Source organism: Paraburkholderia aspalathi (genome assembly GCF_900116445.1).
Classification (GTDB): Bacteria; Pseudomonadota; Gammaproteobacteria; order Burkholderiales; family Burkholderiaceae; genus Paraburkholderia; species Paraburkholderia aspalathi.
This window is the reverse complement of record NZ_FPBH01000024.1, coordinates 103,420-118,959: the sequence shown is the minus strand read 5'-3', so window position 1 is coordinate 118,959 and position 15,540 is coordinate 103,420. Positions and strand designations below refer to the sequence as shown.

At 57.2% G+C, this 15,540-nt stretch carries 11 protein-coding genes and 1 pseudogene; 8 read left to right on the top strand and 4 right to left on the bottom strand.

Translation table 11 applies throughout. The features are described from left to right. Positions 1-373 precede the first annotated feature (373 nt). The 3 genes from BM438_RS30595 to BM438_RS30580 all read left to right on the top strand — a co-directional run bounded on the left by BM438_RS30595 (position 374) and on the right by BM438_RS30580 (position 4,588). Positions 374-1,117 carry a M15 family metallopeptidase gene (locus BM438_RS30595; protein ID WP_167378492.1) on the top strand — a complete coding sequence of 248 codons (744 nt, stop codon included), beginning with the start codon at positions 374-376 and terminating at the stop codon, positions 1,115-1,117. A gap of 612 nt (positions 1,118-1,729) precedes the next feature. Then, entirely contained in the window at positions 1,730-2,761 is a 1,032-nt protein-coding gene (gene pstS, locus BM438_RS30590) for a phosphate ABC transporter substrate-binding protein PstS (RefSeq protein ID WP_093642420.1), read from the top strand. A 1,617-nt stretch (positions 2,762-4,378) separates the two neighbouring features. Continuing rightward, the gene (locus tag BM438_RS30580; RefSeq protein WP_093642413.1) at positions 4,379-4,588 is read left to right on the top strand and encodes a hypothetical protein; all 210 of its coding nucleotides are present in this window, start codon (positions 4,379-4,381) and stop codon (positions 4,586-4,588) included. Between the two features lie 50 nt (positions 4,589-4,638). Here the strand turns inward: BM438_RS30580 and phoU are convergent. The 4 genes and pseudogenes from phoU to BM438_RS30555 form a co-directional block, all read right to left on the bottom strand. Beyond that, positions 4,639-5,287, bottom strand: a pseudogene (phoU, locus tag BM438_RS30575) (phosphate signaling complex protein PhoU). A gap of 659 nt (positions 5,288-5,946) precedes the next feature. Beyond that, on the bottom strand, positions 5,947-7,299 hold the full coding sequence (locus BM438_RS30565) for an ATP-binding protein (protein WP_341865793.1): 1,353 nt from the start codon (positions 7,297-7,299) through the stop codon (positions 5,947-5,949). A 50-nt stretch (positions 7,300-7,349) separates the two neighbouring features. Then, positions 7,350-8,012 carry a response regulator gene (locus tag BM438_RS30560; RefSeq protein WP_093642405.1) on the bottom strand — a complete coding sequence of 221 codons (663 nt, stop codon included), beginning with the start codon at positions 8,010-8,012 and terminating at the stop codon, positions 7,350-7,352. A 244-nt stretch (positions 8,013-8,256) separates the two neighbouring features. Next, on the bottom strand, positions 8,257-8,991 hold the full coding sequence (locus tag BM438_RS30555) for a cytochrome b (protein ID WP_244179499.1): 735 nt from the start codon (positions 8,989-8,991) through the stop codon (positions 8,257-8,259). 450 nt (positions 8,992-9,441) lie between these two features. On the opposite strand from BM438_RS30555, the gene BM438_RS30550 reads away from it, so the two are divergent. The 5 genes from BM438_RS30550 to BM438_RS30525 all read left to right on the top strand — a co-directional run bounded on the left by BM438_RS30550 (position 9,442) and on the right by BM438_RS30525 (position 15,045). Beyond that, positions 9,442-9,738 carry a DUF4148 domain-containing protein gene (locus BM438_RS30550; protein ID WP_093642399.1) on the top strand — a complete coding sequence of 99 codons (297 nt, stop codon included), beginning with the start codon at positions 9,442-9,444 and terminating at the stop codon, positions 9,736-9,738. 829 nt (positions 9,739-10,567) lie between these two features. Next, entirely contained in the window at positions 10,568-11,884 is a 1,317-nt protein-coding gene (locus BM438_RS30545; RefSeq protein WP_093642396.1) for an IS701 family transposase, read from the top strand. Between the two features lie 231 nt (positions 11,885-12,115). Continuing rightward, positions 12,116-12,493, top strand: coding sequence for a TfoX/Sxy family protein (locus BM438_RS47070; RefSeq protein ID WP_093642393.1), 378 nt, complete (start codon positions 12,116-12,118; stop codon positions 12,491-12,493). A 332-nt stretch (positions 12,494-12,825) separates the two neighbouring features. Then, the gene (locus tag BM438_RS30535; RefSeq protein ID WP_143131785.1) at positions 12,826-13,125 is read left to right on the top strand and encodes a hypothetical protein; all 300 of its coding nucleotides are present in this window, start codon (positions 12,826-12,828) and stop codon (positions 13,123-13,125) included. Between the two features lie 1,596 nt (positions 13,126-14,721). Beyond that, positions 14,722-15,045, top strand: a complete 324-nt coding sequence (locus BM438_RS30525; RefSeq protein WP_093642557.1) for a DUF4148 domain-containing protein — start codon at positions 14,722-14,724, stop codon at positions 15,043-15,045. The last annotated feature ends 495 nt before the right edge of the window (positions 15,046-15,540 follow it).

Genomic DNA, 15,540 nt, shown 5'->3' with positions numbered 1-15,540 from the left:
AGACTGTTATGAGGTGACATGACACTAGGTGCGATCTGCTCGGACAGAAGGATGCGTGCGAGGCAAGTTTGCATCATACGCCTACGTTCTGATTCCCTGCTACGCTTCACATTGGATCAATGATGTCGCTGCATCTCGACAGTCAGCAATGCGTCGGGCTATACATGTACGCCTTCTCCGAGTAACGGTCGATCGAGGTCAACATCGGAGCGGGGCCGCTGAATTTCAGACGTTCGACATCGCCCCCCCGGCGATCGTCGACAAAGTGGCGTTCCTTCGCGTGCGTTGTTTGACGCAAACGGCACTGGTCTGAGCGTGGACGATTCAGCGAAACCTTGTGCGCCTGTTTATGTCGAAGCCTTCGACGTGGGTAATGCAGCCGACACCCGCACTGAAATTTCTGAAAAAAATCTCCATGTTGACTCTAGCCGATCCGAAGATTTGCCAGATTCCATTGATCGACAACGGAGAGCGTTTAATCCCGCTCGACGGTTTGAACGCGCGAATTATTGTCGATAGCTCAAAGGAGAACGCCGACGCCCTCGCTTACGAGCTTTCCTTTTTTATACGCGAGACGGTTGGTCGCAAACTCGTCGAAGCGGTCCTCAAAATTCCCGATAACTATGCGTTCCTTGTTAAGGAATCACTTCGCCCACAGAACCTGCAGGCATTGTGGTTTAGTGAATATCTGCGGAGCATTCTGGAGGCTAACCCCGAACTGCCAGAAGGCGACGCCGTTGCGCTAGCTGCGCGGTTTGTTGCACCACCTTCCGTTGCAGGACATCCGACCGGAGGTGCGGTCGATCTTACGCTTTGTGATCTGCGAGGATATGAGCTGGACTTGGGATGCGCATACGACCAGGACGAGAAAGCGTCGAATGGCGCATGCCTTTCTCATTTTGAACAACTCTCGCCCGAAGCATCCAAACATCGCCGGATACTTTTTAAAGCTTTGGGTTCCGTTGGATTCGTAAACTACCCGTTCGAGTGGTGGCATTGGTCCTATGGAGACCGCTATTGGGCTGCTGTCACGGAACATCCGCACGCTTTGTATGGTGCTGTAGCCGACTGTCAGCAATCCCGGTTCGCACGCTCATCCGACAACAATCGTCCATGAACCTACAGTCGCGAGACGTAGCAAAACGGCAGGTCGTAGGCGGCGGATTCAACCGGTGGATGCAACATACTAGAAGCTGCGTAAGCAGTAGGAGTGTTGCAAATGAAGCAGCCGGGGCACTGATTAATTTTTTGCGCCGTTCGGCTGATACTCGCCCCGATGCTCTTGCACCATGCGCGCTGCACGTTCCCGGACTTCAGCAGAAAATTTGTTCGACTTGTTCATGGCTCCATTTTCTCGAGAGTTGGAGCCTCCACCAAATCCGGGGCGGTTCACCCTGCTCCTTGGCTACTAGATAGCAGGCAGCCCGATTGCTGCCACTGTTCTTTGCTTCCTACATCGCGCATCGGATACATTCAAACGTGACCTCAGATTTGAAAATCTTATGGCTCACAGTGTAAGCACCTTTAAAAACAGGCAACTCTTTCACACCGCGACAACCCCAGCCGTCAGTCGCAGAACAATTTACGAGACTTCGAGCCAGACCTTGCGCCGGGCTCACCAGAGCATCGCCGTCCCATGCATTCGAGCGCGGACACCCCGTCACATTCTTGACATCAATCGGGTCTATTTTCGGGCGACCTTTTCCTACAACCACACGCTGGAGCACACATGAGACTCATGCAAACCGCGATTGCCGGCCTGACCGGCGCGCTCTTCGTCGTCGCGGCCCACGCCACCGACATCACGGGTGCGGGCAGCACGTTTGCCGCACCTATCTACGCCAAGTGGGCAGACGCCTTTCAGAAGGCAAATGGCGGCAAGGTTAACTATCAGGGCATCGGCTCCTCGGGCGGTATCAAACAAATCATCGCCAAGACGGTCGACTTCGCCGGGTCAGACGCCCCCTTGAAGGACGACGAACTGGCGAAAGACGGCTTGTTCCAGTTCCCAACCGTGGTGGGCGGCGTGGTGCCGGTAGTAAATCTTCCTGGCATAAAGCCGGGCGAGTTGACTCTGTCTGGCGAAGTGCTCGGCGACATGTACCTGGGCAAAATCAAAAAGTGGAATGACCCGGCCATCGCCGCTTTGAACCCCAGAGTTAAGCTCCCCGACACAGATATCGCTGTTGTCCGTCGCGCTGACGGCTCTGGCACGAGCTTCATCTGGACGCACTATCTGTCGCAAGCCAATCCGGAGTGGAAGAGCAAGGTTGGCGAAGGCACGACCGTCAGCTGGCCGACGGGTACCGGCGGCAAGGGTAACGACGGCGTGGCCGCTTTCGTCCAGCGCCTCCCGGGCGCCCTTGGCTACGTCGAGTGGGCATACGTGAAGCAGAACCATATGGTCTACACCGCAATGAAAAATGCATCCGGTGCTGTGGTTCAGCCAGAGACGGAAACGTTCAAGGCAGCCGCTGCCGGCGCCAACTGGTCGAAGTCGTTCTACCAAATCCTGACGAATGAACCGGGCAAGGATGCGTGGCCGGTTGTCGGCGCTACCTTTGTACTGTTGCACACCGCGCAGGAAAAGCCTGACCAAGGCAAGGAAACGCTGAAGTTCTTCGACTGGGCATTCAAGAACGGAGACCAGGCTGCTCAGGACCTGGATTACATTTCCCTGCCGCAATCCGTTGTTACCGAAATCCGCTCGCAGTGGAGCACGAAAGTGAAAGACACTGCCGGCAAGCCAATCGCTGAATAAGTTCGAGGCCTCAAGCGCGCTCCCTTGCGGAGCGCGCGACGCCTAAACCCTAGAGGGCACTTTTTGCAAAGAAACTTCGCACCTCATTCGTCATCGTGCTCACCGCGCTTTTCCTTGTCAGTATCCCCAGCTCGAAGTGTCGTCAGCCCGAGACTTAGCGCCATCACAGCAAGGAGCGCTAGAAAGTACCACCCCCACGAGAACCTCAGGTCCACGGAAATCTCCGCTGTCAACCTTCACTGCATCGCAGTGCAAACCCACTCCTTTATTCCAGAAGCCGTGTGGCGCAGCAGATAGTTCAGAAACTGATGCATTGCAACAGAAATTTGGCCGTAGGGTTCTGCGCCGAACGGGTACTGACTTCTGTGCCACCGAGGGATTTCAGCAGCTATTCGCGCTATTGCTGTTTTAGTATTCTACGAAGCGCGCGCATGACGTCGCGCTCCGCGTACGCCTGCCAGACGCAGCGTGCTTCCGTGCAGCGCGCGGATACAGGCGGCAGAGCGTAGCGTCGCGGGAGGCGTCTGCGTTTTCAACACCATAGATGAATGGCATAACTTCCGCCGCGCCGGCGGAGTTGCTGTGCCGCTGGAGGAGCGAAACAATGCGTTCAACAACCGAGTTTCCCGTAAGAGCCCTCGCATGTCTTACCAGCCTGGGCATCCTGACGTACGGCACGCGTGGACTTGCATTGCATCAGCACTTGCATATGGCCTATCTGGCGCTCACCGCAGTCGGAATAGTTACGGGAGCGCTTTTCACGGCCACGTGGTCGCCAAAGGCTTAGATGGCAGGTTCGCCAACGAACTCGGCTAAGCGACCAACAATCGATGCTTCGGCACGCGTCGAAGTTTCTACGTCACGCCTCATGGACACACGCCGTGCGTTGACCGTCCCGCTTTCTAACAACCTGGTGCCGCGCCGTTCGTCTTCAGCGGAGTGATGCTACACGCGGGTGCGCTCTGATGGGCTCGGCCGCTTCCAGGTCGGTAGAAATCCCTCTTGACAGCCTCGCTTCCGCTCGGCTTTTGCCGTGTACAGTCCCAAGCGACTGCTTCAACGGGGACTTTGTCAGGGTGCGGAAGCTCATCCGCATCGCATAGCAGACCACTCGACGTTGCACCAAATTTAAGTCTGGCTTAAGCGCCGTCGAGTACATTGCGCAAACCTTATCGACGACCGCGTCGACATAGGTCCCAATACTTCGCATGACCGCTCAATCGACGTCCACCCGGTCGCGGATATATTCCTGGTAGAAGCAAACGAGTCCAGTGCAGTCACAGGCAGTTGCAATCAACAGATGTCCAGAACGGCTGGTCGACCCTCCGCCATTACTCAGGGCCGACTTTGGGACCCGGAGCTCCGCCGGGTCCGCTTTTTTCCCCACTACCAGGCGCTGTCTGCGACAGCGCCAAACCGCTCATCCAGTCATTCATGATGGAAAGCCTACTATCCACCGCCACCTATAGGTCGCTGCCAGTCGGCGTCGTTATCAAATCGTTGTCACGCGGCCTCGCTATATTCCGTCATAGCGTACAAGGGGCATAACCACCTTCCTGGTTCCTCAATTCGCGTGTTGACCGAACTCCATGTGCGTAACAGTTATTGAGGCACATCATGAAGAAGCTTCTTAGCCACCATGAGATTGCGATGTTGTTTGTGCTGTTCAGCGCGCCTGGACAGGTGGCGCTCGCAGACCCCGATGTAGCGACCCTTCAACAGGAACACTTGGTGGAAGTCGTGTCCACGACATCCGAGAACGCCGAATTCAGATTGACATTGGAGGGTACCGAGATGCTACGACGCCTAGGGCCGGCGAGGATGTGACAAACTGGGCACCGAGACCCGGACGAGCGGGCACTCAGGCACTGCTCGACCTACGGCACGCACGTCGAATCAGGGTCGCGTCCAAGCTGGTCCCCGGGGTACATGGCGAATATCGGTGCCGCTAACCACGTAGACAACCAACTCAGCGATATTGGTCGAGTGGTCACCAATTCGCTCGATGGACTTCGCAATAAACAGGTAATCCAGTCCAATCGAGATTGTCCGAGGGTCTTCCAGCATGTACGTCACAAGCTTGCGCATGAAGGCTCGAAACTCATTGTCGATGGCTTCGTCATCCTTGATAATCTGCGCTGTGGCAACGGTATCCATCCGCGCAAATGCATCCAGCGCTCTGCGAAGAATGTGTAAGGCCATTTCGCCGGAAATCTTGATTTCCGCGATGCTGATGCTCCGTGCGTTGGTTTCCAGTGCAACGCGGCGCGTCCGCTTCGCAATCTTCCGGGCCTCGTCACCTGCACGCTCAAGATTTGTGATGCACTTCGACGCGGCCATCAGAAGTCGCAGGTCACGTGCGGCCGGTTGTCGACGAGCGATGATGTTGCAAACTTCTTCGTCGGTTTCTATTTCCATCGCATTGAGGCGGCGTTCGCCCTCGAGGACCTGTTCAACAAGTGGCAAATCGAACGTGTTCAATGCCTCCATTGCGAATGCAATCTGGGATTCCACGAGGCCACCCATTTCGAACAACCGGCTTGAAAGCAGGTTGAGGTCGACATCCAATTTTCTCTAAATATGTTTCTCCGACATGTTCGTTCCTCGGCCGAGGCGGCCAGCGACCTTGTCCACAGTCATCTGCAGTATCGTATCGGGTTCAAGAAATCTGCCCGCTCGAGCCACACTCCACGAACGCACCGATACATCACGGATGCCTGGTCATCAAGCTGGACGCATACGATGGCGCTCGCAACCATACATATCGAATCCGCCTGTGCCTGCGTCTCGATAAAGGTAATAGCGCCTACGCGCCGGCACGAAAAAGAAGGCCCGGAATCGCTTCCGGGCACGAAAAAGGTGGTCATGGCATAGCTCCTTCGGCAAAACGAGACTATGCCGAACTCTGCCAGCGGCGTTAACCACCTGCGTGGACGAACAAACGAAACAGAGCGACATGCGGGCGTCTCGAACGTTAGAAACGGAATTCAGCTACCGCCCTGCTCGCACGGAAATTAGCAGCCCCTCCTTAAGAGCACCTTATGCAGCGACGAAACGCCCTGAAGGGTTGCGCCTCTCGCTATTGGCCTGGAATAGGCGCGGCGCATGTAGCTCGGGGTATTGACCTTTGGCTACCGGTAACGTGCCATCGTCCGGAACTGCGAAAACCAGGTGCATAGCATCCGTCACGTGTGCGTGCGCCAGCCCGGTTCAAGGCGCGCACTCGACGACCGCGCTGCAACAGCAGGATTGTCTACAGGAGCACGGCGCAGTCCACTTACAGAGACCTTCAGCCCGTGCCCACTCGTCCGATTCACCACAGAAAACCCGGCGTGATGCTTCGCCGCCACCTTTGCTGCGATGGCTAATCCGAGCCCACTGCCCTGTCCAGTTGTGTTTCCTGCACGATAGAACCGGTCCAACACGCGTTCAAGGTCGGCCGCCGGTATGCCAGGTCCGTCGTCGACAACCTCCAGCGTTACTTCGGCATCGTTCGTGTAAAGTCGAACATCGACCCGCCCGCCAGGTGGGGTGTACCGAATGGCATTGTCGACGAGATTCGTGACCATCGTTGTCAGTGAGGTCTCGTCCCCTTTCACGACGATTCGGCTTTCCATCGCCGCTGGACCGGTACATTCCAGACCTATGTCAATTCCCTTGTGTTCTGCCAGCACGGAAAGTTCGCCGACTACCTGGGTGGCAACACGGCGAAGGTCGGCATTTCCTGCACGCGCGCTGGCCTCGGCATCTTCACGGGCAAGGGTCAGCAACTGCTGGACGAGATGGATTGCGCGATTCACCCTATCCTCCAGTTTGCGCAGCAGGTCCTCATCGCTCAGTTTCGCGTGGTCCCGTCGTGCAACCTGAATCTGGAGCTTCAGCGCCGTCAACGGAGTTCGAAGTTCATGTGCCGCGTCCGCAACAAACACGCGCTGCGCTTGCAATGCCCTGTCGAGACGTACCAGCAGGTCATTCAATGCCTCAACCAGTGGCTCGACTTCCGTCGGTATGGCATTGGCCATATCGATGGGTGCCAACGTTTCAATCGAACGAGCTGCCAAAGACCTGGAGATAACAGTGACTGGCCGCAACGCCCGCTTCACAACCAGCAAGACCAGGGCGATTTCGAGCGGCAGAATCGCCAATAATGGCCAAAGCGTCCTTGACGCCTGTGTCAAGGCCGAATCGTCACGGACGGACATAGGTTGTCCAACCTGAACAAAACGCGATGCCTGCTGTAGACCGAAAACCCGATAATGACGCTCGCCCACTTCGGTGGACTGAAACCCCGCGTGCTGGCGTGGCAGCTTTACGCTTGGGAGGGATTCATAGGTCAGAAGGTTAGATGTATCCCAAATCTGGATGACGACGCGGTCGTCCTGTAATCCCTCGAAGTCGCCAGACTCTTTATTCGCCAATTTTGTATCGGCCACCGACTGCGGCAAAGAGATGGCGACGGTACGCAGTTCATAATCAAAAAGCTCGTTCGCCTCTTCCAGCGCGCTTCGGAAGATGCCGTATCCCGCAAGAGCGCTCATTGCGCCGAGCCCCAGAATCAGGCCCACCAGGAGTTGTGTGCGTACCGACCTCATTCGGCCCCCGCCAGTCGATAGCCGATGCCTCGAATGGTCATAATCTGTTCGGCACCCAGCTTCTTTCTGAGGTTGTGAACGTGTACCTCGATAGTATTGCTCCCTATCTCCTCGTTCCAGCCGTAGAGCTTCTCTTCCAGCTCTGTTTTGCTGAACACCTTGCCGGGTTCATCGATAAGCGCGCGCAGCAGGCTGAACTCGCGTGCGACGAGATGAACAGGAACGCCGCGGAGCGTGACTTCGCACGATACCTCGTCCAGGACGAGTGCGCCGTGAGAATACACAGGCCGGGATTGCCCAACGCGTCGCCGAAGTAGCGCGCGTACCCGAGCAGCCAGCTCATTCAAATCGAATGGCTTGATGAGATAGTCATCTGCGCCGGCGTCCAGCCCCGAAATTCGGTCCGTCACAGCATCCTGCGCCGTCATGATGATGACCGCGGCACCACCGCCGCTCGCGCGATACCCTCTCAACACGGTCAGACCGTCGAGCTTCGGCAGTCCCAAGTCCAGCAGGACAAGGTCGTACACGTCGTTTCCGAGCGCCAGTTCCCCTGCCCGCCCATCTTCTGCCCAATCGACTGCATGACCGAGACCCCTCAATGCGTCCAGAACGCTCTCGGCAATCATGGCGTCGTCTTCGACTAATAGTAAGCGCATGCGTGGTCTCCTCGACTGAAGAGTGTGCATCACGCAAGCTTAAGGATTTCTTATGCGGACGTCGGAGGACGCACGCAGGCTGTCTAACAAACATTTCCGAACGCAGAAATTGTCGGGGATGCGACAGCAACTCTGCCATAGGACGCACAGGCTCAGAATCGCACCACTCCGTCAGATACAACGGCGAGCAACGTCAGCGAAAGACGGGAACATTGTCAGACTTCGAGGCAATTTCCCGCGGCACCTACAGCATTCGTCGAAGCAGGCGGTCCTTGAATCCGATTTGATGCACGAGAACAGCGAACACGTGCAACCCAATCAGTATTAGAAGAACCGTGGCGCTTGTGCTGTGCCACTCGCCGATGGACGCCCCCAACGAGTCTGGCGTCGCAAGCTGTGGCATATCCCATACGCCGGCCAACCTGACAACCCAGCCTCGGCCGCTTGCGTTCAGCCATCCGAGCAGGGGAACGAGCAACAGAAGCGCGTACATGGAAACGTGAAACGCCGCCGCCAGAAACCGCAACACGCCATGCTGGTCGACCGGATCTGGAGAGCGGCGAATTGCAACCCATACAAACCTTGCGGCGAATACGGCCAGTAGCGACGTCCCAATGCCAACGTGCCATGCGACCAGACCAGCCGGGGTCTTCACTGAATCAGCGTCCGGCATCAACCATCCCAGGCTGAACTGCGTCACCAGAAGCAGCAGGCTGAGCCAATGAAGTACTCGCGAAACCGCGTCATAGCGGGCCGGCGTGTCGCGGAAGCTTACTGTGTTTTGAGTATTCATTTTTGACTGAATCAGAGCCGGAAAAGGAAGGCGCCGCGTCCGACGTTCGAACAGCAGATTCTTCTCGCACGAACACACGACAGAATGGCCACGGCACGGCGAATGGGAAATGCGCCTCGCCGAACCGCCTGGAAACTTAGCCACCAGAGCTTGTGATAACCGATCCGCTAATTGTTCGCACAGCATCGAGCACACGCAACGCCATCCGCCCTTTCCACTGGCATGAGGTCTCGCCGACAGAATGCTGCATGCATTTGGCTTAAGGGATACTTAACACTCGACAGCGCTCGATACGTTAGCGCCTCTTCAACGCTCAAGTTGCGTTAAGGAGGAGTTAAGGATATCTGCCTATTCTGAATGCAGGCACCAGACGAAACGTCAGCGCCCACTACAAACAAGCATCACGTTGCAATTGGTGCCACTCGCTGCCGTCAAGACTGACGGATGGGCAAACGTTTCAAGAGGCGATGGTTCCGTCCCAGGGACCATCGCGGAACATAGTGCATCGGTCCGTATGAGAACTGGTCACTCGGGGGCTTTGGGAGAAGCTCTCCCACCAGGTTTGTCGTCCAGACAACGACATGCGCCCCAGCCTGCCGACCGATCGATCGACCAAATATTTTTGGAGAACCATCAATGAAAACGCTCGTGTCTGCCATCATCATTGCGTCCGCTCTGGCCATTCCGGCAATGTCATTCGCTCAGCAAACAAACGGCCCCTTGACGCGTGCAGAAGTACGCGCCCAGCTCGTCACCGCCGAGCAGGAAGGCCTGGTACATCAATCAAACTCGCAATATCCAAAAACGGCTCCTGCGTCGTCAAAACCCGCAACGGCATTCGACATCTCGGGGTACGGCCCAACTGCCAGCGGTTCGTCGCAAACAGTCAGTCCGGCGATGGCTTTGAGACCTTCGCTGTATTCTCATCACTAACCTGCGGGTGACTGCGCGCTCGACGTTCGCCACAAAAACGCACCCATTGCAGCAAGGGAGTGTCCGCATTGCTTAATCGCACGCGGCACGGCGCGCTCTATCGATTTGTGGCAGGTCTTGCCCACTATAGCGCGGCATGACGTCATTCGTCCTGTCCGCATCGAGGCCCTCTGCCGCAATCCGAATACCATATAGAAATCCGAAAATCTGAAAAACATGCTCAACGCAGGGTCCGTTTTAAGGCTGGCTTAATTTTGCTCTGCGAGCATCCAAAAATATCCCCCTGTTGAGCCGCTAGAGTACCTACCGGCGACGTTTTTTTGATGCAGGACGGAGAGTGCCGATACGGCCTGTAGATGCTATGCGTACCTGTCTGCAATAGAGCACAGCAATCTCAAGCTTTCGGCCCCGACGCTGTCGTCCAATGTTCGCGCGTCTAAAACCGTGCATGCGTGGCCAGCCATATCCGCAACGGCCGTCGGCGAGCTGAGGATAATCAAGGTTGGGCTACTGGTTGCCCGTTTCGACCACTTGCCTATCGTCCATGAACAGCCAATTCGTGGCGGCAGAGCTTGAGATTTCCTCACGTGACAGGCGTTTCGAAAATGGTGCGCGGATACGGGCGCCCGCAGGAGGACCACCGCGACTGCGCACATTCCGGGGACTTCGTTGGAGGCTCCTACCATCATGGTGCCAGCTCAACGGCCGACTTCAACGCTAACTGATACACGTCACAATCGACAGGGCTCTACTCTTACTGTGTCACAAAACTATTCGCGGCAAAGCGATACCTGGTACTATTGAATAATACAGATTCCTGGCGATCGCGATGAGAGAAGATGTCGACGAGTTTGACGCGTATCTGAACCATCTGGCGCAGGCGTTAGGGCACGCCGATCGCCATGCTGGTCTCAAGGGCTACTGTTCGGGGCTGGTATTGCCGTTGTCGCGCAAGAGCGTCGAGCCGATGGCCGCGCATATCGACCCACTTCACGCGAGTGCGAAGCACCAGTCACTCCACCACTTCGTGGCCAAGGCAGAATGGTCTGACCGGGCGGTCTTGCAGCGGGTACGCGAATGGGTGATGCCCGCGTTAGGCGCGCACGCTGCTGAAGAAACCGGCTACTACTGGATCATTGACGACACCGGTTTTCCAAAGAAGGGGCGTCATTCGGTCGGGGTGGCACGTCAGTACTGTGGGCAGCTCGGCAAACAGGACAACTGTCAGGTCGCCGTGAGCCTGTCGATCGCGACGCAACGCGGCAGCCTGCCGATTGCCTGGCAGCTGTATGTCCCCAAGGAATGGATTGACGACAGGGAGCGTGCCGGTCGTGCGGGTATTCCTGACGGTCTGACCTTCGAGACCAAGCCCCAGATTGCATTGACCCAACTTCGCGAGGCTATAGCGTCCGGCGTTGCACCGGGCATCGTGCTAGCCGATGCCGGGTACGGCGACGAAACCGCGTTTCGGGATGGCGTAACTGAACTGGGTTTGTTGTATGCGGTAGGGATCCGGCCGGGGACCTCTGTGTGGGCACCCGGTACGACGCCGCTTCCGCCCAAGCCCCGGAGCGGGCGCGGCAAGCCACCGACATTGTTGCGCCGTGCGCCCGGTCACGAACCGCTCGCGGTGAAGGAGCTGGCCATGCAGTTACCCGTGAACGCCTGGCAAACTGTCACCTGGCGTGAAGGCAGCAACGCAGCACTTTCCTCTCGCTTTGCCGCAGTACGGGTTCGTCCCGCACATCGCGACTATTGGCGAAGTACCGTTCGCGACGAAGAATGGCTGCTCATTGAATGGCCTGATGGAGATACAGAACCGCTCAAATACTTTCTCACTACCGCCCCCGAGGAGGCGACACTTGAGCAGCTTGTGTTCGTGACCAAGATGCGCTGGCGCATCGAGCGCGACTATCAGGACCTGAAACAGGAGTTCGGGCTCGGTCACTACGAAGGGCGAGGCTGGCGTGGCTTTCACCACCACGCCACACTGAGTATCGCTGCATATGGGTTTCTGATGGCTCAGCGACTCAGGATGCAATCAGATGTGCGCGATAAAAAAAACTTCCTCGAACGCACGCTGCCTGCTCTTCCCCCGGATTACATCCCACGGGGCAGTCCAGCGCGCTCAACGCCACGTTCCTGATTCCATTACCACGTTGCGTATCCTGCTTGGACTACGGCTCACGCAACGTTGGCACTGTTCCTGTACGGCAATAGACTGCGCAACTAATTATATGACACAGTAAGACTACTGGTCTGTTGGTATGCCTCGCTGCAATCATCGGGCATGCACGTTTGCAGCTCATTGAAGGTGCGTGTCCCGGATGCGGAGCGACACGGGTAATCGCGCTGCCGGATTCGATGAGGACATGCGATGCACAAGCCGAATCAGGACACCGGTGACCCGCTCGCCTCGTTGCGAGCAATAATAGCCAGTCGATACGACGACGTGCAGGAGGGCCCGATGTTTTGGTGTCCGGGCTTTTTTATAGGCACAACGATGGTTGCCGGGGTTTACGACAACCAGATAGTGCTCAGGCTGCCAGAGAATCGAGTTACCGCGCTACTGGAGACCCATGGCTGCTCCCAATTCAAACCATATGGCCGAGCGCCCATGCGGCATTGGTTGGTATTTGGCGTGAGCAGCCCGGCGTACCATACTCTCGCGGAGCTTGTCGAGGAATCAGTGTCATTCGCACAGCGGACATCCCAGAGCAGCAGGCGGCGCCGCAATGTGTCAAAGAGAAAATAGGCGCGCCAGCAATCCTGACGTCAATTTACGCGCGTCCATTACCGGCGCAATAAGGCCACAGCACCCTGCATGTTATCCGCACCGAGCCGGTCGCAGTGTCAGCCGTGCCGTCAACATATCCCACTGCCGATACGACCACGTGCAGAGCCAGGCAGTGCAACGCGCGACGCAGTTAACAGGGTACCGCGAGTCTTGCTGGCTATCGTAACCCGGACGGCGCAACAATGTCGGTTCTTGAATGGCTAAGGCTGAGGTAGCGTTTATCGCTGGGTAGACTCAAATACTGACCACCGCGCGCATGACGAAGTGTGCTGGGCCGGGGATTCGGACTCGTGCCCGACGAGTGGCATGCCGGACGATGCTTCCGCTACCCGCTGCGACAGGTCAACCGTCACCTTGACTTGCTGCCGCCTAACCAGGAAGGCCGTTGGTTTATGGCTGGATATGCGATGAGTTCCAAAGATTCAGATGGCGTCAGCGTGATTCCTTGCTTGCTTAGCATCGTCGTCCTGGTGTATGGCACATACGAATTCGCGTCGCGTCGGCATCTACATATCATGTACCTGATGCTCGCAGCGCTCGGCATAATCGGCTGCACGTTGTTTGAAGACAGATTGCCGGCTGAAGCATAGCCAATCGACTCGCTGGCGAATGGACCGGTGCGGCAACGTTTCGTATTGCTTGCACGCCGCCCGCGAGTGCATTCGCAAGGCCGCTTAAAGAAGACATTCAGATACCGCGGCCCGTCCACTGCCGGACCAGCGCCCCTCGCGGCAGCAGACACGACTCGCCTGAGCGCCAGGTGCCGTAGCACTTCCTTCTGCGCAGAGCGCGCCTCCCCACGTTTACACCGATTCCCGATTTAAGCCTGCTTTAAGCCACCTCTCATAGATTGCACATAACCTGACGAAAATCGCGATATACGGCGTAGCACGGTAATGCTACGGGGTTGGACCTGGTCACATTCCGCGGGCGCCACCTGGTGAATACACGTGTGATTGCAGCGCATGCATTCAAGTTGAAAGTGCACGCAGTCAGGCGTGGTCAGCCGTCCGCCCAAACGGGAGACTATGTCCGAAGTTGGGGGAGTCGAACCTTGCCGACCGACAAGGTGCCGGCAGTTGGGACCCGGTTCCCGCCGGGTCCATTTTTACTTTCGGCTGCATGGACAGGAAGGAGGGTGAGTATCCGGTCTACCGAAACACTCGGAGGTGGGTGATGGCGTCTCGTGAGCGGCAATTCAACGTCATCCGGCACTGACGTCGGTACCAGTCGGCGCCGCTACAGTCCTTCATTGTTGGCAAGCGGCCTGAGACGGTCGCTCATTTGCAATCGTCGAAATTTGCGCGTCAGTGACGGAAGCCAGGTTGTCCGCACGGCGATCGCAGCGATGACGCATGCCCCTCATACAGGAAAGCAGTTGCTACTGAGAGAACGCCATGAAAGCCCCCAATACACGAGCTCCTTCGAGCGTGAATCCGTACACCCTCCAGAACGTCGACGCAGCAATCGCTAAGATTGAGCAGGTCTTATGCGCAGAAGGCGCCGACACCATTTCTGTTCAGGCTTACTGGCGCGGTCGTGCTCTTCAGGCTTATGCCACGCCGGGACTCTCGCCAACACAACAGGAGCGGCTACAGCGCCTGCTTGACCGCGTCCCGACCAGTTCAAAATTATCAAACACCTGTAGTTCGTCGCCCGAAATACGTCCACCCAAACCGCCCAAGGTGTGACGGGGCGACCAGTCGACATTGGACGTGCGCAGCATTCGTTTCAATTGCGTACGTGGCATGCAGTCGCTCCCGCAACGACTCCGGTCGACAAGAATGCGGAAACACCAATCAAGCAGGATTCCAACCTTTGGGTCCGCCTCGTACCGACGTTTGGGTTCCGGTGGGGCTCGGCAGGACGAAATCGCTCAGCATACTCGCTCGCCTGCTTTCCGCTCAGCGAGGCGTGTGACGGTCGGACGCGCCCTGCGCCCGGAACATCCTGGCCAGCGTTACCTCCGTGCGCATGCGACGTAGCTTTTTCTCGGGCGTGTAGTGGGCAGACCGGGATCGCCGCTGCGCCGGTAAAAGCACGAAATGGCGTGGCCGGTTAAAAGTGGCACGGTCAAAGGCTTCCGGAAATCGCATCATCTGGGCTTAAGCATACGTACCTTACCCTGTAGTCACCGCTTGCGAACAGGGCTGTTCGCGACGGAAGAAACTGTGGAGGTACGAATCATGAAATCACTTCAAGCCGTCGTTGTGACCGCCGTGCTGGCGACACCGTTCGCTTCTATTGCTCAGCAGTCGAATGCACCGGTTACCCGAGCAGAGGTGCGCGCCGAACTCGTGCAGCTGGAGAGAGCCGGATACAATCCGGCCAAACGTGACACCGCCGCCTATCCCGCCGACATTCAGGCCGCCGAGGCCCGCGCCGCGAACGAAAATCCCTCAATGCAAGACGCGACCCACGGAATGGGCGGAATTACAAGCGGCGCAACGGAGTGGGGCCAACGCACTTCCGCATCTAGCGCTCCGGGCCCGCTGTACGAGCACCACTGATAACATGGACCAGCTCGTGTGATTGATGCCTTCAACGCTACGCGGAGGGAATCCCGTAAGACGTCCGTTGAACCGACTTGCGTTTGCGCTCGCTAACGAGCTCGTCAGTCAGCGAGCCGCAGGCTCTTGCGAAAGGAACTCTTGCTGTTGCCGCTTCGCTTGCAGCGCTTCGCGATCCAAGCGCTTTAGAGCGCAGCTTGGTCGCCAAAACGAGCATCGGCAAAAGCATCTACGAACAATCATCATTCCCGAGGCGAGGGACCGCGTCGTGCTCTCGCAGAAGTTGGTCGGGACGTGCCATATGCCGCGCTTCACGTAGGGGGATAGGGTTACTTCAAACTCGTCCCCTGTCCGGCAGGTATGAGACACGGATTGACGGGTCAAGAGATTGGACGCACTTGGTATAACCAGTTCTCCCATTCCATTGCGTCAAGCGGGACTGGGATCGGGAACTGACTTTGGGAAGCCGCACCGGCACTGGCCGCCGGCCAACGT

Coding starts and splice junctions, on each gene's coding strand:
- BM438_RS30595 (WP_167378492.1), top strand. CDS start 374: ATGCAGCCGACACCCGCACTGAAATTTCTGAAAAAAATCTCCATGTTG.
- pstS (WP_093642420.1), top strand. CDS start 1,730: ATGAGACTCATGCAAACCGCGATTGCCGGCCTGACCGGCGCGCTCTTC.
- BM438_RS30580 (WP_093642413.1), top strand. CDS start 4,379: ATGAAGAAGCTTCTTAGCCACCATGAGATTGCGATGTTGTTTGTGCTG.
- BM438_RS30565 (WP_341865793.1), bottom strand. CDS start 7,299: ATGAGCGCTCTTGCGGGATACGGCATCTTCCGAAGCGCGCTGGAAGAG.
- BM438_RS30560 (WP_093642405.1), bottom strand. CDS start 8,012: ATGCGCTTACTATTAGTCGAAGACGACGCCATGATTGCCGAGAGCGTT.
- BM438_RS30555 (WP_244179499.1), bottom strand. CDS start 8,991: ATGCTGTGCGAACAATTAGCGGATCGGTTATCACAAGCTCTGGTGGCT.
- BM438_RS30550 (WP_093642399.1), top strand. CDS start 9,442: ATGAAAACGCTCGTGTCTGCCATCATCATTGCGTCCGCTCTGGCCATT.
- BM438_RS30545 (WP_093642396.1), top strand. CDS start 10,568: ATGAGAGAAGATGTCGACGAGTTTGACGCGTATCTGAACCATCTGGCG.
- BM438_RS47070 (WP_093642393.1), top strand. CDS start 12,116: ATGCACAAGCCGAATCAGGACACCGGTGACCCGCTCGCCTCGTTGCGA.
- BM438_RS30525 (WP_093642557.1), top strand. CDS start 14,722: ATGAAATCACTTCAAGCCGTCGTTGTGACCGCCGTGCTGGCGACACCG.